Genomic DNA, 23,404 nt, shown 5'->3' with positions numbered 1-23,404 from the left:
AGATCCATGGCTACCTTCTCCTAATAAGCATGCCCCACCCGTTGATATTTTAATTTTCTCAAAAATATCTATATCAGTTATACAATCAGGATTTTTATTTAAAAAATCAACAAGACTAAATGATTTTCCTTTTTTTATAACAATATCGGGATAAAATTTTGCCAGAAATGAAAAAGATTCTCCGTTTGCAAAATAAATACCATTTCTAATTGGTAATTTTTTTTATTCCATAATTCGTTTATTTTTGACATTTAATAATCCTAACATTTTACAGATCTTATTTTCAATCACATTTTAGATACTAACTCGATGTTTTTTTTATTTTTTTATTATTACATCATTGCTGAAATTATTGAACCAAAACTATACCAATAGAAGGATTAGGATGAGAAACGGGTGGTACGATTGTATGGAATGGTATGGTATGGCTTGGCTTGCCGTCCCGATCCAGTCGGTGTTTTTCAATCTGTCGTTCGAGTACATCATAGACGTTGCCATAATATATGCTATGGTTCTACTATTCAAAACATATTTCGGTCAGATGGTGTTTAGTAATATTTCTAATTAGGGTTGATAAAACAGGCTGTTCATAAACTACTTATTTATTAAAGTGTTAAATATAAACCAAAAGTGCTAAACCAAATCAGACAAATTAGTAATCCAACGAAGCAAATTATATACACCAGATTTTATAAACAACATACTAATAATCATTAATATAAAATATGATTAAATAACGTTTTAACAAGAACGTTAATCTATATTCACTTTAATTCAGACAAATAAATATTCATCATTTATGCGCTTAATTAAATTTCATCTTCCTTATAAAGATAGAGATAGAGATCATTTATAAACTTGGTAAAAGACTGATTAATATAATAAACATTGTCTATATTAGGTGTTTCACCTTCATCTACTTCAAGCTCATGATCCCAAAAATAAATTCTATTACTATTAAATTTCAATTCCATTATAATAAGATTAACCCCAGCATCATGAGCTAAAAGTTATTCAAGAAAGAGAAATCATCTCTACTTTTCCATCCGGTGATAAACAAATAACTATTCCTTTTCCTTCAAGTCGAACTACATCACAAATTTTATTTACATTCCAATTTTTTATTTTAGCCAGCTTTAGCCAATCATTAAGTTTCCAGCTATTTATTCTACCAAGAATTACCATCTTTTTTCTAAAACCATGCATGTCAATATCTATCCTTATTACAGTGTTATTTACAGATAAAATATTGACATTGCCATATAGATGACTAAATATTTTTGATTTTCTGTTCAGTCTTGCTACAGGTAATTCTGGTTCTCCCATCGTTTCATAAATAAGAGAATCAGATGATCCGACATGCAATTTTTTAATGTATAGACTATTAATAATATCCATTAATTCTATTTGAAATATAGGATTCCATTCTTCATTCATTATTAGTAACCTATCTTAGCATTATATCTTTGTACATTACGGCCAATATCACCGAGCTATCTTGATCTATCATTAGCTAACTTACGTAAATTTCCCGTTTCTATTTTTGTTTTGGCATGAGTTAAAACAGAACGTACGCCTTCATCGGATTTATTTATAATATCATTTCTAAATTTGATATCATTTTCAAAGCGTTCTTTTGTTAGTATGATGGCTTTAAATACTTTGCTGATTCAATGCGTTTTTTCGTATTATCAATAATCTAAATCAACAAAAAAACTCCATACATCAGAATAAAAAATATTTTTATAAATTTTCAATAAATTAGTAAAGCTTCTTACATTAATCATATTGGCCTGACTTTTTTATAAACTTTGTTATGCCACCCCATTTTTACGCCCACCAGAACCATAGGGATAATTAGTTTTATGATGCTTATAATCAACAAAACTCAATACACGTTGTTCATTCCCATGATACCATATGCCCCTTGGTGGAGCGCTTGTTTTAAACTTACCTTTTGAGTTTACTTGTACATATAGAACAACTTCCGGGTATTTGGTTTACCTAGATCAATTATATGTATTCTATTTACTATCTAATTTCATTAACCAATAGTGTAATGTTTTAAATATAAAGTGAAATTCATATTTATTAAAAATGAAATTAATTTTATATATTAGTTAGTTATAAAAAACCAAGTTTAAGTGCTTTATCTTTTTCTCCACCCCAAGGATCGTCCATTAGATATTTGGCTACTGTAGGTATTTCTGCAGGAACAAAGGTAAATTTGTAAAAAACTTCATCATCTTCACAAATTTCATAGTAAAGATCATATAAAGAAGTATCAAATTTTATGTTTATTTTGAACTGTTCTGCAGCTGATGCAACTTCAACGTTATTACTATTATTAATATAAAAAGGTGTCACAATACATCGTTGTGTATTTTCGTCCATGACAAAATTATCTGTTAATTTTAAAAAAACATTAGCTCCGAAAGCCTCTTCAGGTAAAGGGTCAAATATAACATAATCTTTATGAATAACAGCACCTTGTTCAATATTCTCTTTGCCCCATTGAGATAATTTTTCAGAGTAAGCTCTAGATCGAACTAAAATCTGATTATGTGAAATCAACAAGTCAACCATTTGATTTTTAGAATTTTCCATCAACAACCTCTACTATAATTTTGGTTCCTTCAGACAAATCTGAGAGAACTTTTAATATGCTTGATCCAGCACCACAATTATCATGTGGAACAATATGAATAACACTTACTGTTCCACTTTTTTTAAATAAAAACGTTAGCTATTCTTCTCGATCAAGTTTTAGTCTTGTTTTTATTTCCATAAAACTATTTTCCCTATTTCTTAAAGCACTAAAAAGATTAATGGTTAATACCGATAGCTATGCATCTGCTATTAAATTTCTAATAAATCCAAATATCTTCGGTTGTTTTTCAATCTAATTTGAGTGTGTAGTTATAATTTTTCGATTTAGTTGTAGCTAGTTTACTTGCCTAACCTTAAAACTCAACTCTGCACGTAAAATTGCAGATAGTTACAGGTTATGGCAACTCAATCTAACCACTCTGTATAAAACCACCTATAACCAGTTTATACTAATTGTAAATACTATAATGCAATCTAGTTTCTGTCTATATTGATTTAATTGCTAACATTATAAATTTATAATGTTTTTAAATAATAAAAATCTTCAAGGTTTTCATTATATCCAACCTTAATCAAATCATCTTTTATTATCTTTAATAAATTATTCCATTCATTTATAAATTCTACTGTGGGAACTATAAGGATACTGTTTTGTTGATTATCATAAGGTTGCAGATCAGAAAATGAAACAGTGATCCATTTAGGTAATATCCTCAAATTTTCTGATTCAACATGGATGCTCCACTGAGCGGTAAAAGTACTGGAAAGGAATGATATAGAAAAGTCTTTTTCATTTCTTTTCAAGGCATTAAGCATACGAATAATATCATTATACATCTCACTAATATCACCTCGTCTGTCTAACGGAATAACAAAATCATTCCAAAATAATGAAATATCATAATGATATTCAGGATATGTGGAATGTATTGCTTCACAAACAGTTTCATCATCATAATCAATTTTACCCAATGAAACTTCATTATTTATTTTTATTCTAAACATAGGTAGTATCCTCAAAAAATCGGTTCTACTATTTTTGAATTTATAGGAAAATCATGAAAAAGTACCATCACCACTAATTCGAACTTTAGTCATATATAGGATATATATTTACTTATCAATAGTAAGTACAACTTATTTATGCTTAGAATTAATTGGAAAGCTTTTTATTTTATCCAGTTTCAATTTAGCTGACCATATCTTCAACCAGTGTTTTTCAATTTACTGGTCAAGAATTTAGTTTAAAATTGTATCTTTTGCTATAGTTTTGTTATTCAATAAGATCTGCTAAAAGAGCTTTATAAGGCTAAAAAATAGTTAAGTGGATTAATTATTTTATTCTTTGATAGATTGAACTAGAGTTAAATAAAAAGGTAAGGAAGAATTTACTTTGTTATCTGTTTTTTATTAGTTGTAGTAGGTAAAACCAAAAAAATTATTTGGATCTAAAAACAATTGCCTTTCTTCTTGCCCATCTTTGTAATTAATCTTAATGTTGGAAAATGGGATTGCTTTATAGTCAATTTGCGTCACTTTTATTTCATGTTCAGTCTTAAATAATTGGGAATATATAGACATCAAAGAAAATTGGTCATCTTCATCAATATCAAACCATAGATTTATATTTTTCAGATTGTTATGTTGAATAATCCCATCATCATCAATATATAATTCAAAGATATTTTCATTAATGATAAAATATATCCTTTCATACATTGGGTGGAATACTGGTAGGGTTTCAGTATCGATATAACCAGAAATCATAACGTCAATTATAGTGCCTTGCATTATGCAGTTAAATAATTGTTTCATAATCCACCCTGTTTATCGATAAAAATAATCTCAATAGCAATATCTTTCACAAATTAAATAAACGTTACAAATTTCCCTGTTCCAGAGGTTAATTTTCTGGGTTATATAAATCATTTCTTGTCCTCATTTTCGAAGGGTATATATAATAATTCTTTATCAAATGATTTGTAACCTAATTTTCGTTTTTCTAAGCATTGTTTCTGATATCTCATTATTGAACATATTTATTGGAATATTAAGTAAAAATTTACATTATCAACAGCTTTAAATTTACCAACTAGATTTTTTATCTGTGCCTATAGTTACATAGTTGAAAAATTTTTTTAAAAGATCTTTGTGATTTTTCTTAGATGTTTTTAATATCTTTCGCAGATTATTTCAATATAAAATATCTCGTTATTAATTTAAAATATCTTTTAGTTCATCCGTATTTTTTGGAATTATACCCTTCCATAACTTTAGCTACTTTTACCGTATATACTACGACAACTAAGACATATTTCTGAACTCTACTCGACTAATAAAAAGGAAATTTTAATCATTAATCTTATTATGTTTAGTACCAATTACACATAAAATTCGAAAACTTTTAATTATTAATTTAAGCAGTATTCTGGACTAAATAGGAATTGCGGTTAAGATTTTGGACAGTTATATAGTGCAGATAGCAGAGCTTTACACTTTGTTAATCAAATATCTGGATTAATAATATTAAAAATGTGAATATTTAAAGAATTAAACATCATATTAATATATCATCAACGCATTCTAAAATTTCTTCCGTTGTATTATTTTTATTATGTTTTTCTCTCCATTTTTCTAAATCTTTTAAGCATAATTTAATGTTTTGACCTCTAGAGTATAAGTAAATATCATCCATTGCGAATATTGCATCAAATTTATTATCGTAAATATCGCTATAGATAAATACTTTAGTTAATAAAATCCATAATTCCTTAACTAAATTAGGGCTAACAATCGACGTTGATATATAAGGTGATGAAAACACATCTCTGATAGAACCAATTAGTTCATACATATCAGAATTTTTAGTATCTATTGCGTATTTTAATTCCTGTATTTTTTTCTTAAATGATCTTCATAATAATCATCATATTTATACATTTTTAATCAACTCTAGTAAAAATGAATTAAGTCTTATTTTTTGCGAATAATGTTATATTATGTAACAGATTTATTTATACAACATTAAAACTGAATAATAAACATATATGCTTATTTATTCTAAAAGAATTTAGTCATTTATTTGATCTCTTTATCATCTAAAAAGGTAATGTCCTTTTAATAGGAGCAAATTTTCTAATATCAACACTTTGTAATTTAAAGTAATTAAAAGCATCTTCTATATTGGAAAACTCACTAAATTCTTCGGTTGCATAATCTTCGTACATTGCCATTTTATTTTCTGGTATGTGGAAAAGATAGGTATGGTAATTTCCATTCTCCTTTTTAATGGCATATTCAAAAAGATAATTTTCGCCATTTATTTCCTTTATTTCATCAAAACCTCTCACCTTACCTTTCTCTATAGCAGTAAGTAGTTTTTCAAAAAATAAATCATACATTTGCACCAATCTTCTCCATTATTTCATATTCATTCCATAGTCTGTATCATTATCTATGCTTATAAATTGATCATACTTATTCTGACAGATATTTCTCTAAAAGTTGTTTATCAAACGATTTGTTGCCTATAATTCTTTTTCTCTTGCTAAACACTGATTCCATGTCTTTATCTGATAAAGACATATTATGTTTTTTGATTAGGTATAAAATTATCAAAAAAGGATAAGCATAATAATTTGGAAATAATATGATATCGTTTACAGTTTCAGGTTTTAACTCAATAAGATTGATAGCTCTTGGCAAATAAATATCTCTCACCTTAGTATAAATCCATTCGCAAGCTTTTTCTCTCTCTTCTTCATTTCTTGGTAAATCCACAGTACCACCAAAGTTGGGAGCGAATGATTTAAAACTACCCTCCATTGAAGTATTCATTGCATAAACGACGCCTTCGGGTTTGTTTGATCTGTATGGTGGGTTTACTTTATTAAAAAAATCAATTAATTCAGGAGAATCAACACTTGTGCAGAGGCAGTAACCACGTGCATTATTCAAGAAATCGAAACATATATAACCACTTGCTTCATTATCTTTTGTTTTTTTTATGGATATTTCCTTTTTTAAACATTTGATATTTGAGGCACATACAAGGTTTGCCTTCAAGTAATTATGTAACTCAGTTTCAAACAACTTTCTTAATTCCGCAGTAACCGACATTTTTTGCTCCTTAATAACTTCAAGCATGGAAAGTTAATCAGCCCCTATACCACAATCACCTAATTGTTTCGTAACAGTTATATTTCAAGTAGTTCAAGTTTATCTTTAATTCTCATTAAACTAATTGTCTTTACTTTAATACTACTGGCAGTATTTTGATGGGTTATTCATATCAAAGATAGTGACTTTAGCTTTTGCTTGATTTTTAGTTAGTTCACTATTACCGTATCTACTTAAATTTTAATAAATATAATATTTCTCAAGTAAATAATCATTTTTTAATCCCCATCAGCTAGTATTATTTCATCTTGAGAAACAGCTTCTCTAAAATAAGCTAATAATTTTTTTATTTCATCGTCTTTATTATTTGATAAATAATTAATTAGGATTTTTTGATGGTCAGGATAAACTTTTGTTGTACCATAAGGATTAATATAAATTCCAGTTTTTTCTTCCAAATAGAAAAGTGCATCATCTAACAATTTAACACTTTTGTCGCTTAAAAGTAACGATGGCTTACCTCCATCAGTATCAGATATATATGATAAATATAACATTATATTAACTCTTTATGTCGGTTGATAAGATATAATTATTTTATCTTTTTGAGATGATAAACAACAATATGTTTTGATATGTCTACCCCAATCAGTGATTTTTAAATTGTTGCTTCAATAGATTGTAAACTAAGAGTTCATTACAGTTAAAAGCTGTTCAATGTATAATTCAATCAGGTAATATCGGCATCGTAATGGTAATATTCGATACTGCCAAGTTTGCTACTGGTAGGTATTTGTTAATTGTGGATGTTCCAATGTGCTCAAGTCGAAAAGCAGATTGGTGACAGTATTATAGTTCCGATCAGAGAACAGAATTATGAAAACAAACAGTCTATTGTTCCCCCGATTTGATGCAGTGTTAAATGCGACTTCAAAGTACTAAAACGTATTTGACAAATTGTTAAGCTAAAGATTCATTGCCTATAGATTTAGATTTTATAAACAGCTGCATCATTATTTAATAATATTTACTCCAAAAATCTATCTATGTTCAATTAAGTAAAAATGGATTAAATTCATGGTTCTATACTGTTAACAATAAATTTATTTTTCCTCAAAGAGATAAAGATCATTTATAAACTTGGTAAAAGATTGATTAATATAATAGACATTATCCATATTAGGTATTTCACCTTCATCTTCATCTGCTTCTAACTCATGATCCCAAAAATAAATTCTATTACTATTAGATTTCAATTCCATTATAATAAGATTACCGCCAGCATCGTGAGCTATGGGTATGAAATCAGAAGGAATTCTGTCCTTATAATTCTCGTAATAACTTAATAAATTGCTATGTTTTTCTCTGCCTAAACTAAGAAATTGATCTACCATAGATTCATCATTTCTATCAGAAAAAAATCCAAATGTATTTGGCTGAGGTTGTCCCCCATTATATTTCATTAAAAAATCTTTATAATCACTTGGCAAATTACCACTAATAATTTTCTCAAAATTGGAAATGTCTTCTATAGTTGCGGGATTTTTAGAGTTAATAATTGTAGTCATAAATTATTTTGATCCTTTACTTGTTAAAATTCCACTTAGTTGCCTTACTGCATCATAAGTATTTGAAAGCATTAGCTGCATATATCTAGAATCCAGATGACAACAAAGATATCCTTGCAAAAACTTTAAGCAAAACTCATTTCTATCATGTTGTTTAGATAATACTGTTTTTCATTTTGCTAAGTTGAAATTTAGATATTGACTAAATAACGATACATACCATTATAATAAGTTTCAATATATTTAAGTAATTTTTATCGGTTAATAGCCCTGTTTTGTAATTATCATCATAATAATATGTTTTGTATAAGTACACATGATTTTTTTTAAATATAATACGCCATTTTTAGCTATTTTACTTCTTTTTCTAAAGCCATAATCAGTTGTTACAATCTGGTTAGTTCACGAGGGCTTGTTTTATTCGGCGAAAGTTGACTTACCTATTTATCAAGGTTGAATTTGTCAACGCCGAGGTGCTTGGCTAGATCTCTAATAAAATATGCGCATTTGATTAGATTTATTCAACCAATTGTTGTTTAAATTCAGTAATAAATTTTTGACCAATATGTTTGTTATACTATGATTGTTTAATCATATTATAAAGACAACATCAGTCTACTTTTTTAGCTAGGATTATTATATTTTTCTGAAAAGGTGAGGTTGCTATACCATAATTATTATTAATCTATACAATTATAAGATTCTATAGATTAGTAATTGGAGCGGGAAACGAGGTTCGAATCCAGCTTTATAACCTGTTGTATATAAAAGAATTATCCAGACACCAATATTGCTTTTGCTAACCTTTTGGACTATTTTTTGGACTAGTTCTTAGCGGTTCTTAATGGATGTTTATGGACTTCTACGGACTCAAAGTACAAAAACCACTTTTTTACTAATCCTTACTTATACATTTTAGAATATTAATTTATTATAATACAAGCTATTTATTAACATCTTGAATAAAATATAATCAGGTCGAAATCCACTATCCGCAGATAAACTCAAATTAAGATAAAAATCGATTTAATAAATTTTAAACTTAATTATGTCAACAAAATCATCATTTTGATGATATCACTATTTTTCTCATTACAAATAATTTTATCTTGATTTCGGAAAGTAATATCATTTCAAGAAAAACTTTCAAATTTTACCAATAGACAAATCAAGCTATCTTTAGATGATAAATTGGTGCAAATAGAGTCCTCACCTTTGCTCTTTTGTCCGCCAGAGCACAAGGGGAGAAATTTCGATATTGATAAGTGCAATACACTGGCCCCCAAATTCCGTTTTGACGGCAAAGAGTTTGTTATTAGCCGGTAAGCCAGATAGCTTAAAGCCGATGATGATGTCGACTTTTCTTTAAAACAGATTTAAGGATAATTATATGCCAAGGGTCATTTTAGTTCGTGATTTGTAGGCAGTGAACACGATGGATATCACACAAGCTCGGTGATTGAAGGCTCTTCTACAGTCACGATAGATAACCGTCAGGTTGCCCACGATAGCGAGGCTAATTTGCACGCTTTTATGACCGATAAACCCGCTTGAATAAGCGAATATGCACACAATTTTTTTTCGGCCATCACTAACCCTTTTTTACGAAATTCTCCTTCATGGCATGGTTTTCGAGGCTGACTCCGCAAACAACTTTTTAAGTTTAAAATTTTCATCTTCAAGCTCTTTTAGTCTTTTAACATCTAACAGTATCTAAATAGCTGGAATGATGTTAACTATTTTGTCTATATTTATGAATAATATGGCCTCAAGATTTAAATAATCTCCTTTATAAACTCAGCAATCCGTTTGCACCTAAAATTCAAAATTAATGATTTATAGGCCAAATTTAATATAAAAATAATTTAACAGTACCATGTATTGAAATTTGCATATTTTCTTTATACAATAAAAATATCCTTACAAAAACAATGGGTATTTTTAGTGTCGACTTATTAATATTTATCTTAACAGTAATATAATGGAGCTTAGTTTATATGAAAAATCAATCAAACAGAAAAATTGACATTATTTATAACATTACTAGAGTTTGTCCATGGGATTGTGCTATATGTTGCGTTGATGCTTTACATGTTAAGAAAAAGAATAATAGTCTCATTATTCGTAGTGAATCTCTTTCTAAAGAAGAAATTTACCCGCGACTTAGTGAGGAAGAAAATATTTATGAAAAAGCAACTAATATTTTAATAAATAATAAAGAGGAACTGAGTTTAGAACAAAAAAAAACAAGTTATTGATAATCTTGAAGGCTTTAATGTAAAAATTGATATATCAGGTGGTGATGCACTAATTAACCCACAAAATATTGAACTTCTTAAATATGCATCAAATAAATTAGGGAAAGAGAACGTAACTTTAACTGCAACGGGACTTGGAATTGCGAAATATGATATAAAAATGTTAGCATCACTCGTGGGTGAATATAATTTTACTTTTGATGCTGAAGATATAGATGATGTTGCAAATAGACCTAATGCTTATGCAATTGGAAACTTAAAAATAGGAGAGCAGTTTCACAAACTCAATTGTAGCACTAGGGCCGAGTTACCATTAACAACAGATATTATTAATCGAGCTCATCTAGTAAGATTATATAAAAAATTACATGAGAGAGGAATTGATAAACTTTTAATTATGCGTTTATTTCCCGTCGGTCGGGGAATGTTGTTAAAAGAAAAAATACCATCTATTGAACAGTACAAATTAGCAATTGAAGTTTTACTTGAACAAGAATCTAAATATGGATCACCACAGATAAAACTACAATGTGCATTGAAACATCTTTTTCCTCAATTTAATAAACATCCAGGTGAAAATCCTTGTGATTTAGTTTCTAATTCATTCGGGATTACCCCCAATGGTACATTACTAGCATCGCCTTGGGCTTATAACGCATCAGGTAAACCATTAGGTGAAGAGTGGGTGCTGGGAAATTTAAGTAATCAGACATTATCCGAAATCTTTGACTCTCAAAAATATAAAATCATGCTATCTAAAGTTAACGAAAATGTAGGCCATTGTAGAATATTTTCTTTCTTTAATTCGCAAAAAAATTTACCTATTGAACGAATATTTGATTCAGCTGATCCGCTTTATAATAACTTATAAAATGAAATTGGAGGAATAATATGTGGGATAAAAGATTATCAACCTCATTAGGACCCATTAAGCTAAAAAATCCTTTTTTAATAGGTGCAGGCCCTGCATCTATGTATCTCGACGATATAAAACGAGCTGAAGAGGAGAATGCTGGAGGGGTCATTTCAAAATCAATTGGTGCGCATAACTCTAATGAATCAATAAAGCCAACAGATATACGTAGGTATAAATGGATTAGAGGATATGGAAATTATTTAAAATCTACTTATTTAAAAGAAATTTTACCAATGGATTATGGAATGAGGTTGATAGAAAACGCCAAAAGTCAGTGTGATATACCTATTATTGCATCTCTTTTTTATCCGTATTTTTTTGAAGAAAATAGTATTGATATCTGGTTATCGCTTTTTAAAGAGGCTGAAAAAGCTGGTGCGGATGGGATACAAATAGATTTTTTTTACTTAGACTTAAAAAAAATGTGTAATGCGGACATTTATAGAGTGATAGAAATAATAAATCGATTAGCTCGATCAGTTAAGATACCTGTATTTCCCAAATTAAACATTAGAATGGATGATGATTTGATTGATGGTATTATAACTAATTGTAATGTAGGGGGACTTATTTATCTTGACTCTATAAATGTCCAACCATACATTGATATTTCTAACAAAGGAAGACCCATTTTTGATGGAGATCTATACGATTCGTTAACTGGAGCATCAAATAGTGTAGTTGCAGGAGAGCCCTTACTGCCTTTTACCTTTAATTATACACAAATCTTACGTTCCAAGACTAATTTATCTTTATCTGCTGGTGGTGGATTAGATAAATGGCAAGATATAATTAGATGTCTGATGCTTGGTGCTAATTCAATTCATTTGACGTCTGTAATTATGAAAAAAGGATTTCAACATATTAATGGGTTAAAGGAAAGTTTAAATAAATTTTTGGATAAAAATGAATATAATACATTACTTGATTTAATCGGAGTCAGTTTAGAACATTATCCAGAACACTTTGGTAAAATAAAAAGTAGAGAAACTTTACAAGTTAAAACAACACTATTAGAGGATAAATGCGTTAAATGTAATATATGTGAAAATATGGTTACTTGTAACTCGTTTAAAAGTATTCCGTATAATTTTGATAAAAATTGTGATGGTTGCTCAATGTGCCATGATTTATGTCCAGCAAAGGCTCTAGTATATGACATACACTAATTCCATGAACAAAAATAAGATGAATATACCAAAGCTACTATTAAATCAGGCTTGGCCTATATTTATAGGCCAATTGGCTGTTACAAGCTATTCCATTATTGACTTGATAATTGTTGGGCATTTCTCTTCTCTTGACATTGCTATTGTGGGCGTTGGGGATAATGTTTTTTTTACTATTTTTATTGGATTTTCTGCAATTTTGTTAATATTACCCCCCCTGTACGCTCAAAAATATAGTGACGGAGGGTTTGAAAATGTAAAAAATTTAACTGCGCAAGGATTCTGGTTAGCAATAATACTTTCGATTATTGTTTGTTTTATATTATTAAACGCAGAGCCACTGATTAACATTAGTCATCTAGATGAACAGTCATTTTTTAAAGTCAATGAATATTTAACAATTTTAATTATAGGTGTTCCTGCGTTATTAATTTATAAAATTATTTTTGCCTATGCCTCAGGAATTTATAAGCCTAAAATAATTATGTTTACAAATTTTATCGGACTTGCGATCAAAGGTGTACTTACTTATCTTTTTGTTTTAGGATTCTATTCCATACCAGCTATGGGAGTTAATGGATGCGCATTAGGAACCGTTTGTGCGTCGTGGTTAGTTCTTATAATAGCTATTTGTATCTTTTTTAAAAAGAAAATCCCATTGTCAATTTCGTTCAAAATTTCAACTAAGACACAACTTTTTTTATTAAAAACTGGAGGCCCAATTGGCCTCACTTTCTTAGTAGATTATAGCTCCTTTACTATTATAGGTCTATTGGTTGCTAATTTGGGATTGACTACAATGGCTAGCCATCAAATCGCTGCGAATGTGTCTTACATTTCTTATCTAATCCCTTTGTCAATAGGTAGTGCCTCTTCAGTAATTGTGGGGAGTTATTTGGTAAAAGAAAATCAATTAGCAAAAAAAGTAGGGTTTTCATGTATCAAATCAGGGGTTTTAATTGCTTTTATATATAGTTTATTGCTTTTTTTGCTAAGAAAACAGATTGCTTCATTTTATACAACTGATCAAATTGTATGTGATGTCGCATCCTTATTAATTGGCTTTGTTGCTTGTTATCATTTTTTTGATGCGATTTATACAATAGTTAGTGGCGTATTGCGAAGTTTTAATAAAACATTTATACCAACTCTTATTCTAGGTAGTTGCCTATGGGGAATAGGATTATGTGGTGGTTATTTCTTGACTTTCGATGGTGAGTTTGGGGTGAAAGGATTTTGGTTTGCGCTGATTATTGCGGCGATTATAGCATCAAAAATTACATTGTTATATTTTCATAATATAACCCTACCAAATAAGTATAAAGAAGGATAGCTTTATGAAATATTATGAAATAGACTGCAAAAATATTATTATAAAATCTAAATTACCAGACACTGATTATGTTGTAAATCCCTATATTGGTTGTAGTTTTTCCTGTTTATATTGCTATGCAAGCTTTATGGGGAGATTCATTGGCGAGCCTGTCGAAAACTGGGGGAATTATGTTTATATAAAAAAAAACTCAGTAGAGATATTTGATAAACAATTAAAAAAATTTTTAGATAAAAATTCGAGCTCAACAATATTTTTTAGCTCAGTAACAGATCCATATTTACCTCTTGAAAAAAAATATCAACTAACGAGGAATATGCTTGAAATATTAAAAAATACCAATTACCCTGGTTTGATAAGCATACTCACAAAGTCAGCTTTAGTGCTTAGGGATATAGATGTTTTGCAAGGTTTAAAAAATGTTGAAGTAGGTTTTACTATTACTTCATCTCAGGATCGTATAAGCCGAGCACTAGAGATAAAAGCGCCATCTATAACGAGCAGATTAGATGCATTACATAAACTGAATAGTCATAATATTAGAACTTATGCATTTCTTGGACCAATATTACCCCATCTTCTTCAAAATCCTTCTGAATTAGAATCTCTTATTTCACTTGTTGCACAAACAGGTACTAAATCTGTTTATGTAGAACATATAAATTTAAGCCCTTATATAAAACAAAAAATAGTTTCATATGATAAAACGTTGGCAAGCACCTATCTATCTTTGAAAAAAAACAAGATCCAAATAAATGACGATTTTATTCGAGGTTTGTTAGATAAATATGGACTTCACTTGCGATTAGGAAATGTGATTGAACATCGTAAATAAAATGAAGGTGAATAACAATGGATATTAACGAGCTATATTTACATCAATTTAAATCTTTTCTCCTTAAAGCAAAGTTGCATGGTTATGCTGGAGGGGATAGATTAAAAATTCGCTCCAGTGATTTTTCCAAAAAATATTTATATGAAGAAGATGAATTTAGTTATGAAGATCGTTACTTCGGCGAGTTTGTTGATATGGGACAGGAAATTGTTAGGTATAAAGGCATCCCTGTGTGGGGAATGAGCTATAGAGGCGGGATATTTTCCTTATATGATGACAATAAACAAAAGGTTTTCAACTTTTTAAGATTAGCATTGAACGAGGTAGATAATCAGCTACCTATTAGAGGTCCAACTCTTTATCAAAACGGCACATATACCTACAAAAATTGTACTTTAGGTGATTTAATGTCATTTACTGGGCATGAGGAAATTTGGGAAGGTAATGAACAGATATGTTTTAGATACTATTTAGGGGGAATGATAAGAGGTAGATATAATAAAGAAATGAAAGTAATTTAAACAAAAAATTCATCATAAAGGTAACATATTGAATATGTGCATAATTAATAAATTCGATTTTATCTTAAGTAGTTCAAATTTAGAAATAAAGTCTAAAGATTTTGATGATAATAAAAATATAATTTTTCTATTCCCCCCATTATCTGGCTGGGGGATTGTTTATGAAAACATTATAGGAAGAGTTGAAAATTATTCTTTTTATTGTTTTGATTTTTATGAAGATATTTTTCCTGAAAAACTAATTGATATTTATTGTCATACCATATTTAAACTTTCAAAAAATAAATCAATTTCAATTATGGGATATTCAGCAGGAGCTAATATTGCTTTTGAAGTTATTAAGAAATTAGAAAGTGTCAGTATAAAAATTGATAAACTGATAGTTCTAGATGCTCCACTTCGAGATAAAAAAATAATAATGGATCATATTGAATTAAAGGAGTTTAATGATGGTTTTTATAATTATCTGGTTGATGTTGGGTTTATAAGAAAATTGAAAAAATATTCTAAGTTAGATCCAGATGTACTAAATAATAAAATTATGAAAAGACATTCAACTTATAAATATTTTTATAATGAACTAATCAATTATGGTTATTTAGCTACTGATGTATATTTAATCAAATCAGAAAAAGCATCAGATCTTACCGATAAAAATATAGAAAGATGGTGTAATCAGGTAAATGGTAATGTTAAAATATTTTCTGGAGGTGGAGATCATTTCTCAATGCTGAGTTACCCAAATGTTCAAAAAACATTAAGTACGTTAAAAAGAATATTTTAAGTGTAGTAGCTCGAATTTAATCTAACAGACGCTAATTATTCATGGTGTTGTTCAAATTGATCCAATTTGTTTTATTTCGTACATTTTGTACGAGGAATTTATGGTAACCAAGGATAAATTTGAGGATAAAGACTTCATCATTTTTTCATAAATAGTGACAATGTAGCAAGAATAACTACTGAAGTGTGATCCACAAGCATTCGCTTCATTAAAAGCAAATATAAAAAATGATAGATTGCAACTCCTATCTACCATTTTGTATTGATTTTATTTTTAATTACTAAGTCTAATATAGTTCTATCTCGTTATTATCTAACGCCTCAAAAATCATTGATGATTGTTGAGGTAAGTCTTTTGCCACTTGCTTGATGAGCTTTTCTCTAAGATCTACTTCAAAAATTTTATAGAGTTTCTTTGAAATGTATTCACATAAATGCTTCGAAGCTGTTTCAATGTCATTACTGGCTAATGCTTTACACAATGCCTTGGAATATTTTTTTGCCTCATTGATATCTACAGTAAATATCCCATCTTTAGTGGCATAAACATTATCAGCAGATTCATACGCAGGTATAGCATTTTTGTAGTACCACAAACTTTTAAAATTTAGTATTTGTAGTTGATGACCATCATCAAAAGCCAAAGCAATTTGAAAGAGTTGGTAAAGTTCGACTTCTCCCTCTTCATTGAGTTCACCAACAGCATTGGCCAGATGATAAACTTGTTCTAAAGTAAAGGCTTCATCATAATCCATGCGCAAGATAAGATCATCTAAATAGTCTCGTTCATTTACAGTATCAGGATCAAGTGGTTCAAAGCGGCGGCTCTTTTTGATGACCTTATGTAAACGTCGGATGATTGTATGCCAAGAAGGATAGGTATACTGTGAATATTTGGCGATATTAAAGTGATTTTTGTATTTTGTGTTTTTTTTAAGAGGTATAACCCAAATAATGCATCAATAACCGGTGTGTGTTTTTTCATCACTAAAATGCCGGTGCCGTTGTATATGGGGAGTTTAATGCTCATATAAATTCCTCTGTATAAGATAAGTTATATACTAGTATTGAGAATTTATTTAATAAAAGAGTGTAAAAATCGAATTTTGACAATGATTTATTTATTAAGATCTATCGAAATTAAATCTCAATACTTAAAAGTAAAGCTTCATTCATCAAAAATGATATATCCTTCAAGTTAATTTAACCAAAATTATTTATTATCTGATAACCATCTGTTCGGTTTATGAACTTTAAATCGATATTTCTCAATAAAAATGATGAAACTTGCATGCTGATAGGCCGAATAACATGTTAGTTTATTTAAGACAAGATCATGTTTTTGTTAAAGGAAAAAATATGTAAAAATTATAGGTGAGAAATATGAATCTAAAAAAACTGATGTATTTTAGAACAGTTGCGCAAGAGCTTAATTTTGGGCAGGCAGCCGCTAAACTTTATGTGGTTCAGTCATCGCTAAGTCGAGCGATACAAGGATTAGAATCACGATTGGGGGTGATTTTATTTGAACGACATTTGCGTCAGCTTAAATTAACTGAGCACGGAAGTCTGCTTTTACAAGAGACTAATCAGATTTTTTGTCTTATTGACAGCATTAATCATCGAATTAAAGCTTCACAACAAGGGCAGTCTTACACCATTGAGCTAGCTATTTCACCCAACATAGATGGATACCGCGTGGCTAAGCTATTACGGCAATACCATGAAAAATATCCACATATACATCTCCATGTTCATGAGGCGGCTTATCAGGATATTTTATCTGGTTTAACTCAAGGGAGGTATCACTTTGCATTATCGCTACACATGGCAAGTCATCGCTATGATTCACTTATTTTTAAAAAATTATGGCAGGAGCGACTAATCATCTTACTTTCAAAACAACATCCTTTAATGTCATTACAACACATAACATTTAATGATATACAAAATTATCCCTTTATTTCATTCCAGCCAAATACCTTGCTTCATGAGTTGATCTATACAGCTACTTTTAGCCCACTTGAAACATTATTCGTGAAATCCTATAGCGTGTTACAAGCACTGGTGATGGCCGGCTTAGGGATAAGTATAGTGACACAAAGCATGTTAGACAATATGCAAAACCAACATGTGGCCACTCGAGCTATTGAACCTGATTTATTGGTTGATACTTATCTTATCTACCAGCCTAATCGATACAGTCATCAGCAAATCAAGAATTTGGAAAGTCTAGTTAATACGTTTTTTATCCGTAGTTAGACGAATGTTATAAAAATACAGTTTAATCGAGTTACAAGTAATATTCTCAATTACATGATCTTGCTGTTCTTTGTGTTTTTTGCATTGGTATGTAAAAAACGCAAAGAACTTATTCCTCAAAATAATCGTCATCCTTGTACATTAATTTATAACCTATTGAAAATTAACGCTTATAAAAACAGTCGATTGATGCCGTTTTTGCATAGCTATGCATTTTTTGCAAAGTCATGCATTTAATACATAGCTATGCAAAAACGGCAATGCACGATTTGTTTTCGACCTTTATCATAAAAAAGCATCCACTATTTTGTATTTAGGCTTTAAGTATCTACTTATGTGGACTATTTTGCGCTGAGACTAAGTACCATTACTGACCAGGGAGTATTGACCATGATTAATGATGACGAACAAACTTATCCCACTATCTTGCGTATGCCCGAAGTTGAAAGACGCACAGGTTATAAAAAATCACACATCTACGAACTGATCAAAAATAATCAATTCCCGCCATCGATTCGTATCGGTGTTCGTTCTGTTGGTTGGAATTCAGCGGAAATTGATAATTGGATTGCTGAGCGACTTGCGAACGTCAATTAACCCTTAATCCTCAAATACAATAAGGAACATGGTATGCAAGTACTCTCAGTGATTTCGACTAAAGGTGGAGTAGGAAAAACGACTGTGGCAGCAAATCTTGGTGGCTTTATGGCTGATGCAGGGCTTAGTGTTTTATTAATCGATTTAGATATACAACCTACGCTGTCGAGTTATTACAAATTACGCCATACAGCAAAATCTGGTATTTATGAGCTGATCTCAACCAATGAAACCAGGCTAGAACATTTAGTTTCTCACACGACAGTAGATAATCTTCATCTTATTTTTTCCAATGACGACAAAGGTCAATTAAATACCCTACTACTTCATGCACCCGATGGCCGTTTTCGGCTTAAGAATTTAATGCCTATTTTCGAGCCTCACTATGATGTGATAGAGAAATCGTTTAAACAGATCAATAAAAATACGATTGATCTGTTTTATCGATCGAAATAAAAAAAAGGAGCTCTAAAAGCTCCACTGTGAATGAATTATTTATTATTTATTTTATCTAGTACTTCTTGTTCCCATTTATCAAGTAAATCAGCCCATTCTTGCATCATTTCACGGCGAGGCTCAATATATTGAGCATGATTATAAGTGGCTCTGACCTTGTTAGTGTCAGAATGGGATAACTGAGCTTCGATAAAATCTTTATCATATTTAAGATCATTTAATGCAGTTGAAATAGTGTGCCTGATTCCGTGAGTACATAATCGACGTTTAAATCCCATATTTTTTAATGCTTGATTGAGTGTATTCTCACTCATGGCCTCAAGAGGATTTGTTCGATTAGCGATTAAATATCGTTGTCCTCTCATGTGATAAGACAGGAGTTCCTTCACAATATCCAACGCTTGACGTGATAAAGGCACAATATAATCAGGAACCCGATTATCCACCTTTTCAATAACTTGTTGTAACTGTTTGACATCCGATGCCGGAATACGCCACAGCGCATTTTTTAAATCAAATTGCCAGGCTTCAGAAAAACGAAGCTCACCTGTTCTGACTCCCGTTAGTAATAATAGTCGTAATCCCAAGATGGTTAAACGACTGCCTTGGTAGGTTGACAATTTAACAAGTAATTCAGGGAGTTCACTAACGTCGATAAACGGGTAGCGATTGTTACGGCGATAAGGTAAGGATGCAATATCCAAATCGGCGGCTGGATTAATTTCTAATCCTTCAGTGACAACGGCATAACGAAAAATTTCATCAAGCCAACTTCTTATTTTTTCGGCGACAGATAATGCACCTCGTTTTTCTACCTTACGAATAATGCACAATAAATCGTTTCTTGTGACTTTATGTATGGATTTATCTTTTAAGACTGGAAAAATGTCATTGGTAAACGCACGACGAATTTGAATTTCGGTGCTGCCACGTCCGTTATTCTTTTTATCTTTAGATGGTTTTGCGTTTAATTTCTTCATTTTAAACTCAAGCCAATGCTGTGCAAATTGAGCAAAAGTGCATTTTGGCTCTTCATCAAGCACTTCATCTACGGGATCAATAGTAGGATTTTCTTTTAAGCGAGGATCGATGCCGCTTAACAATTTAAAGTTGGCTTGCTCACACAAATAGCGGGCTTGCTTAATATCCACAGTAGGATAGGTGCCAAACGACATTCGGGTCTGTTTACCATTCCAAGAAAAACGAAATAGCCAATATTTAGAACCATTGGGATGAATATTTAGAAATAACCCATTGCCGTCTTTGAGAGTGTATTCCTTTGCTTTAGATTTTGATGCATTAATTTTATAGTCAGTGAGTACAGCCATGATAAATTCCTTATGTTATTGATGAACGTAAGGATAGCTAGTCAATATTTAGACGAACTGTTCAAAAAATACATTATCACAATAACATAATTTTTGGACTAGTCAAAAAAACTCATTCCGTTTTTGGACTGTTTTTTGGACTAAATTCTCTTGGATGACTCTGGATTATTCTGTTCTATACTGGAAAGTAAAACCGTTAAACTACTTGCAAACTCTAGGTTTTGCGGACTTTAACGGACTATACTGGATGTTATATTGGAGCGGGAAACGAGGTTCGAACTCGCGACCTCAACCTTGGCAAGGTTGCGCTCTACCAACTGAGCTATTCCCGCATGAGAAGTGTTTTAAATGGTGCCCGGGGCGAGACTTGAACTCGCACGGCCAAAAAGGCCGAGGGATTTTAAATCCCTTGTGTCTACCGATTTCACCACCCGGGCTCAAAACTAATTATCAAAAAGTAATTCGCTTTGAATGCTGTGCATTTTACTCATCTGAAAAATATCGTCAACTAAAAATTAAAAAAAATTGTTCGATTGCTCAATGTTTGTCATATTTTTCGAAATTATTAGGCTTTTCAGGTTTTAATGACGTTTTTATAACCAAAGTGAAATCAAAATTAAATGGGTATCTGTTTTCTAAAACTAAATTGTAATGAAGCTTTTTACGTCAAATTCAATTTAACTTGAAGGTCAGAACATAAAAATATTTCGGATTGCTATATATAAAATTATGTTCTGAAGGGCTACATTAGCAAAATATCATTTAACAATAAGCAATTTTGCTATGATGAATAGATGATATAAATTAAGAACGATAGTTTAATTAAACACTAAAAGATGAGCCACAACCACATGTAGTTGTCGCGTTAGGGTTATCTACCACAAAACGAGAACCTTGTAAGCCTTCAACATAATCAATAGTACCACCGACTAAATATTGCAAACTCATTGGATCGACAACAAGTGAAACGCCATTTTTTTCGATAGCAAGATCATCTTCATTTACTTTTTCATCAAAAGTGAAACCATACTGAAAACCACTACAACCACCACCAGTGATGTAAACTCGTAATTTGAGGTTTGGATTTTCTTCTTCTGTTACTAATAATTTAACTTTATTAGCGGCAGCATCCGTAAAGTTAATCGGAAAAGCATTACTCATTTTTTTCTCCCAATATTTAATTAAGTTATTATATACCTTTGCGGATTGAAAATACAAAACGAAAACTTCTATTAAATAAATTTTCAATAGCTAACTTGAATTTATTTTGATTTTATGAATAAATACAACAAAATTTTTTATAGAGGTGGCCCAATGATGCTAAATAAATTTAAGTCAGAAAAGTTGTATCATCAAGCATTATCTGTAATGCCTGGAGGTGTAAACTCTCCTGTGCGAGCTTTTAATGGTGTCGGTGGTACGCCATTATTTATTGAGCGCGCCGATGGTGCCTATATTTATGATGTTGATGGAAAAGCTTATATAGATTATGTAGGTTCTTGGGGACCCATGATTTTAGGGCATAACGATCCAGATGTAGCCAATGCTGTTATTCACGCCGTTCATAATGGCTTAAGTTATGGGGCTCCAACAGAAATAGAAACCAAAGTTGCTAATCTTGTTACACAGTTAATGCCTTCAATTGAAATGCTACGCATGGTAAATTCGGGTACTGAAGCAACCATGAGTGCGATCCGAGTTGCTCGTGGATTCACGGGGCGCGACAAAATTATTAAGTTTGAAGGTTGTTATCATGGGCATGCAGATTATTTATTAGTTAAAGCAGGGTCTGGCGCCCTTACCTTTGGCCATCCTACATCACCAGGTGTACCTAATGATTTTGTGAAGCATACGTTGGTGTGTGATTATAATAACTTAGCATCTGTAAAACAACAATTTGAGCAATACCCTAACGATATTGCGGCTATTATTATTGAACCTGTAGCAGGAAATATGAATTGTGTACCTGCAAAAAAAGAATTTTTACATGGATTACGGGCATTATGTGATAAATATGGAGCTCTACTAATCATAGATGAAGTCATGACTGGATTTAGAGTCGCACTAGGCGGAGCTCAAGATTATTATGATGTAGTACCTGATTTAACATGCTTAGGAAAAATTATTGGTGGTGGCATGCCTGTAGGTGCTTTTGGTGGGCGCGCTGATATTATGCAACAACTGGCCCCGACTGGACCTATCTATCAAGCGGGTACCTTATCTGGCAACCCTGTTGCTATGTCTGCAGGGTACACAACTTTAAATAAACTAATGGATGTGGGTGTCTATCAAGAATTAACAGATAAAACCGCAACTCTAGCTAATGGTCTAAAAATAGCGGCTAAAACACATAATGTACCATTGGTAGTCAATTATGCCGGTGCCATGTTTGGACTATTTTTTACAACTGCTGACGAAGTAACCAGTTATCAGGATGTTATGCAGTGTAATATTGAATTATTCAAAAAATTCTATCATCATATGCTCGCTGAAGGTGTTTATTTTGCACCATCTGCATTTGAAGCGGGCTTCATGTCGATTAAACACACCGACAGGGAGATCAATCACACAATTGATGCAGCAAATCGTTTTTTTAGTAATTTAAATTTTTAGTTTTTAAATTCTTTATTTTTTAACTGAAAACATGAC

23 protein-coding genes, 2 tRNA genes and 2 pseudogenes are annotated in these 23,404 nt (G+C 30.8%); 11 read left to right on the top strand and 16 right to left on the bottom strand.

Translation table 11 applies throughout. The annotated features are described in order from the left end of the window. Positions 1 to 1,014: 1,014 nt before the first annotated feature. From GAPWK_RS05590 to GAPWK_RS05545, 10 genes and pseudogenes are all read right to left on the bottom strand, one after another. Complete coding sequence (locus GAPWK_RS05590) at positions 1,015 to 1,437, bottom strand: hypothetical protein (protein ID WP_025315276.1); 423 nt, start codon at positions 1,435 to 1,437, stop codon at positions 1,015 to 1,017. Between the two features lie 687 nt (positions 1,438 to 2,124). Next, on the bottom strand, positions 2,125 to 2,607 hold the full coding sequence (gene comJ / locus GAPWK_RS05585; protein ID WP_025315275.1) for a competence protein ComJ: 483 nt from the start codon (positions 2,605 to 2,607) through the stop codon (positions 2,125 to 2,127). Between the two features lie 519 nt (positions 2,608 to 3,126). Further along, positions 3,127 to 3,615, bottom strand: coding sequence for a hypothetical protein (locus GAPWK_RS05580; RefSeq protein ID WP_025315274.1), 489 nt, complete (start codon positions 3,613 to 3,615; stop codon positions 3,127 to 3,129). A gap of 405 nt (positions 3,616 to 4,020) precedes the next feature. Then, the gene (locus GAPWK_RS05575; protein WP_025315273.1) at positions 4,021 to 4,425 is read right to left on the bottom strand and encodes a hypothetical protein; all 405 of its coding nucleotides are present in this window, start codon (positions 4,423 to 4,425) and stop codon (positions 4,021 to 4,023) included. A 742-nt stretch (positions 4,426 to 5,167) separates the two neighbouring features. After that, positions 5,168 to 5,464, bottom strand: coding sequence for a hypothetical protein (locus GAPWK_RS05570; protein WP_025315272.1), 297 nt, complete (start codon positions 5,462 to 5,464; stop codon positions 5,168 to 5,170). Between the two features lie 244 nt (positions 5,465 to 5,708). Further along, positions 5,709 to 6,011, bottom strand: a complete 303-nt coding sequence (locus GAPWK_RS05565) for a hypothetical protein (RefSeq protein WP_025315271.1) — start codon at positions 6,009 to 6,011, stop codon at positions 5,709 to 5,711. Positions 6,012 to 6,087: 76 nt separating this feature from the next. Then, a complete protein-coding gene (locus tag GAPWK_RS05560) occupies positions 6,088 to 6,729 on the bottom strand; it encodes a protein-tyrosine phosphatase family protein (protein ID WP_038517254.1) in 642 nt (213 codons plus the stop codon). Between the two features lie 278 nt (positions 6,730 to 7,007). After that, complete coding sequence (locus GAPWK_RS05555) at positions 7,008 to 7,286, bottom strand: hypothetical protein (protein ID WP_025315269.1); 279 nt, start codon at positions 7,284 to 7,286, stop codon at positions 7,008 to 7,010. Between the two features lie 546 nt (positions 7,287 to 7,832). Continuing rightward, the gene (locus GAPWK_RS05550; RefSeq protein WP_025315268.1) at positions 7,833 to 8,297 is read right to left on the bottom strand and encodes an SMI1/KNR4 family protein; all 465 of its coding nucleotides are present in this window, start codon (positions 8,295 to 8,297) and stop codon (positions 7,833 to 7,835) included. Positions 8,298 to 9,793: 1,496 nt separating this feature from the next. Further along, positions 9,794 to 10,001, bottom strand: a pseudogene (locus tag GAPWK_RS05545) (IS3 family transposase); the annotation flags it as partial. 293 nt (positions 10,002 to 10,294) lie between these two features. On the opposite strand from GAPWK_RS05545, the gene GAPWK_RS05540 reads away from it, so the two are divergent. The 7 genes from GAPWK_RS05540 (at position 10,295) to GAPWK_RS05505 (ending at position 16,113) form a co-directional block, all read left to right on the top strand. Beyond that, positions 10,295 to 10,555 (top strand): hypothetical protein, encoded by a 261-nt coding sequence (locus GAPWK_RS05540; protein ID WP_025315267.1) that lies wholly within the window; start codon positions 10,295 to 10,297, stop codon positions 10,553 to 10,555. A gap of 160 nt (positions 10,556 to 10,715) precedes the next feature. Continuing rightward, positions 10,716 to 11,426, top strand: coding sequence for an SPASM domain-containing protein (locus GAPWK_RS05535; RefSeq protein WP_025315266.1), 711 nt, complete (start codon positions 10,716 to 10,718; stop codon positions 11,424 to 11,426). Positions 11,427 to 11,446: 20 nt separating this feature from the next. Beyond that, positions 11,447 to 12,640, top strand: coding sequence for a hypothetical protein (locus GAPWK_RS05530; RefSeq protein WP_024496423.1), 1,194 nt, complete (start codon positions 11,447 to 11,449; stop codon positions 12,638 to 12,640). Next, on the top strand, positions 12,627 to 13,973 hold the full coding sequence (locus GAPWK_RS05525) for an MATE family efflux transporter (protein WP_024496422.1): 1,347 nt from the start codon (positions 12,627 to 12,629) through the stop codon (positions 13,971 to 13,973). The genes GAPWK_RS05530 and GAPWK_RS05525 overlap by 14 nt, the downstream gene beginning before the upstream one ends. 4 nt (positions 13,974 to 13,977) lie before the next feature. Next, positions 13,978 to 14,808: an SPL family radical SAM protein gene (locus tag GAPWK_RS05520; RefSeq protein ID WP_024496421.1), complete on the top strand. Its 831-nt coding sequence runs from the start codon at positions 13,978 to 13,980 to the stop codon at positions 14,806 to 14,808. 17 nt (positions 14,809 to 14,825) lie between these two features. Beyond that, positions 14,826 to 15,329, top strand: coding sequence for a DUF5680 domain-containing protein (locus tag GAPWK_RS14125; protein WP_024496420.1), 504 nt, complete (start codon positions 14,826 to 14,828; stop codon positions 15,327 to 15,329). A 34-nt stretch (positions 15,330 to 15,363) separates the two neighbouring features. Next, positions 15,364 to 16,113 (top strand): thioesterase domain-containing protein, encoded by a 750-nt coding sequence (locus GAPWK_RS05505; protein WP_024496419.1) that lies wholly within the window; start codon positions 15,364 to 15,366, stop codon positions 16,111 to 16,113. A 286-nt stretch (positions 16,114 to 16,399) separates the two neighbouring features. Here the strand turns inward: GAPWK_RS05505 and GAPWK_RS05500 are convergent, their stop codons facing one another. Together GAPWK_RS05500 and GAPWK_RS15185 are read right to left on the bottom strand one after the other, a co-directional pair. Continuing rightward, positions 16,400 to 16,873 (bottom strand): hypothetical protein, encoded by a 474-nt coding sequence (locus GAPWK_RS05500; RefSeq protein ID WP_143423221.1) that lies wholly within the window; start codon positions 16,871 to 16,873, stop codon positions 16,400 to 16,402. Positions 16,874 to 16,902: 29 nt separating this feature from the next. Next, positions 16,903 to 17,142, bottom strand: a complete 240-nt coding sequence (locus GAPWK_RS15185; RefSeq protein WP_238551147.1) for a hypothetical protein — start codon at positions 17,140 to 17,142, stop codon at positions 16,903 to 16,905. Between the two features lie 353 nt (positions 17,143 to 17,495). Between GAPWK_RS15185 and GAPWK_RS05495 the strand changes: the two genes are divergently transcribed. From GAPWK_RS05495 to GAPWK_RS05485, 3 genes and pseudogenes are all read left to right on the top strand, one after another. Beyond that, complete coding sequence (locus GAPWK_RS05495; protein ID WP_025315264.1) at positions 17,496 to 18,374, top strand: LysR family transcriptional regulator; 879 nt, start codon at positions 17,496 to 17,498, stop codon at positions 18,372 to 18,374. Between the two features lie 390 nt (positions 18,375 to 18,764). Continuing rightward, a complete protein-coding gene (locus tag GAPWK_RS05490) occupies positions 18,765 to 18,971 on the top strand; it encodes a helix-turn-helix transcriptional regulator (RefSeq protein WP_025315263.1) in 207 nt (68 codons plus the stop codon). Between the two features lie 33 nt (positions 18,972 to 19,004). Further along, positions 19,005 to 19,367: pseudogene (locus tag GAPWK_RS05485) on the top strand (ParA family protein); the annotation flags it as partial. A gap of 95 nt (positions 19,368 to 19,462) precedes the next feature. Here GAPWK_RS05485 and GAPWK_RS05480 read toward each other — a convergent pair. The 4 genes from GAPWK_RS05480 to erpA form a co-directional block, all read right to left on the bottom strand. Beyond that, positions 19,463 to 20,755 (bottom strand): tyrosine-type recombinase/integrase, encoded by a 1,293-nt coding sequence (locus tag GAPWK_RS05480; protein ID WP_025315261.1) that lies wholly within the window; start codon positions 20,753 to 20,755, stop codon positions 19,463 to 19,465. A 256-nt stretch (positions 20,756 to 21,011) separates the two neighbouring features. Continuing rightward, positions 21,012 to 21,087 (bottom strand) — tRNA-Gly (locus GAPWK_RS05475). A 17-nt stretch (positions 21,088 to 21,104) separates the two neighbouring features. Next, a tRNA-Leu gene (locus tag GAPWK_RS05470) sits at positions 21,105 to 21,192 on the bottom strand. Between the two features lie 385 nt (positions 21,193 to 21,577). Beyond that, positions 21,578 to 21,916: an iron-sulfur cluster insertion protein ErpA gene (gene erpA / locus GAPWK_RS05465; RefSeq protein ID WP_025315260.1), complete on the bottom strand. Its 339-nt coding sequence runs from the start codon at positions 21,914 to 21,916 to the stop codon at positions 21,578 to 21,580. 156 nt (positions 21,917 to 22,072) lie between these two features. Here erpA and hemL point away from each other — a divergent pair, with 156 nt between their 5' ends. Then, complete coding sequence (gene hemL / locus GAPWK_RS05460) at positions 22,073 to 23,368, top strand: glutamate-1-semialdehyde 2,1-aminomutase (RefSeq protein ID WP_202961713.1); 1,296 nt, start codon at positions 22,073 to 22,075, stop codon at positions 23,366 to 23,368. Positions 23,369 to 23,404: the final 36 nt, after the last annotated feature.

Origin of the sequence: Gilliamella apicola (assembly GCF_000599985.1) — a bacterium.
Lineage (GTDB): Bacteria > Pseudomonadota > Gammaproteobacteria > Enterobacterales > Orbaceae > Gilliamella > Gilliamella apicola.
The sequence above is the reverse complement of the archived record's forward strand: the minus strand, read 5'-3'. Positions and strand labels throughout refer to the sequence as shown.